General features: G+C 37.2%; 2 protein-coding genes. Both read right to left on the reverse strand.

Features of this window, described 5'->3' with window-relative positions:
- A partial coding sequence (locus JAZ75_RS16795; RefSeq protein ID WP_208702505.1) for an IS3 family transposase occupies window positions 1-840 on the reverse strand: 840 nt, incomplete at its 3' end.
- On the reverse strand, window positions 798-1,097 hold the full coding sequence (locus JAZ75_RS16800) for a transposase (protein ID WP_021191316.1): 300 nt from the start codon (window positions 1,095-1,097) through the stop codon (window positions 798-800). The genes JAZ75_RS16800 and JAZ75_RS16795, both read right to left, overlap by 43 nt.
- Between the last annotated feature and the right edge of the window lie 62 nt (window positions 1,098-1,159).

Below are 1,159 nucleotides of genomic sequence, written 5' to 3' on the forward strand. Positions count from 1 at the left end.
TCTATTGTACCATACTTCTATGTATTCAAATAAATCTGTCCTCATTTGCTCTTTTGATACCAATTTGTTCCCATATATTTGCTCTGATTTTAGTGTTTTAAAAAAGCTCTCTGCAACTGCATTGTCCCAACAATCACCTTTTCGACTCATACTTCTAGTTACGATTTTATAAGAATCTACTGTATTGCTGAATTTTTCGCAGGCATATTGTACTCCACGATCTGAATGAAAAATCAGACCAGGAAACAATTTGCGGTTCTTGACCGCCATTTTCCATGCTGCCAACGAAGTTTCTTCGGTCCTCATTGTTTCACTGACACTCCACCCAATACATTTACGGTCATATAAATCGAGGACTGTGGTTAGATATAAGAAGCCTTCTTTGGTGTGGATATAAGTAATATCCGAGACCCAAACTTTTGATGGTTCCGAAGGGGTGAAATTACGATCTAATACATTTTTCATTATTTTATGGGAATGTTTTGAATCTGTTGTGACTTTAAACTTCTTGCCTATTTTACTGCGTAGCCCCATCTTTCTCATATATTTAGCGACTGTAATCCTTGAGGCTTTCACACCATTATCCAATAATTCAGCAGCTATCCTAGGACTGCCATAACGCTGCTTTTTATTGAAATAAATAGTTTTTATCTTCTCTTCAAGAATGCCAACTTTAGAGCCACCAGCGGGTTTAGAGTCATTTTTCCAAGTATAATAACTTCTGGAACCAACTCCCATAACCTTGCACATCTTTTCAATCGGATATATTTGTTGATGCAGCCTGATAAACTTATATATTACTGATCGTTCTTGGAAAAGATGCCTATGGCCTTTTTTAATATCTCAAGTTCAAGCTCTGAATCTTTAAGCTTTTTCTCTAAGGCACTTATACGTTCCTGCTCTGGTGTCTGTTTGACATTTCCATTGCCGGGAAAGCTGCCTGCTCCGAAATCTTCTGATTCTTTACGCCATTTATATAATTGGGCGGCTGATACACCTAATTCACGGGCTAGCTCAGAAATGTTTTTCCGGTCTTTACTCAACTCAACTGCACGTTCTTTAAAGGTGCGATCATATTTTTTACGGATTTTAGTCATCGTTTCAAAATTAAGATATTTATTGTTCTTAACTTACACTGCCGACTAAGTTAGCAACTCCA

Origin of the sequence: Sphingobacterium sp. UDSM-2020, from assembly GCF_016132525.1 — a bacterium.
Lineage (GTDB): Bacteria > Bacteroidota > Bacteroidia > Sphingobacteriales > Sphingobacteriaceae > Sphingobacterium > Sphingobacterium anhuiense.

What these genes read in the sequence shown, in the direction of transcription:
- JAZ75_RS16800 (WP_021191316.1), bottom strand. Translation starts at nt 1,097, where the DNA reads ATGACTAAAATCCGTAAAAAATATGATCGCACCTTTAAAGAACGTGCA.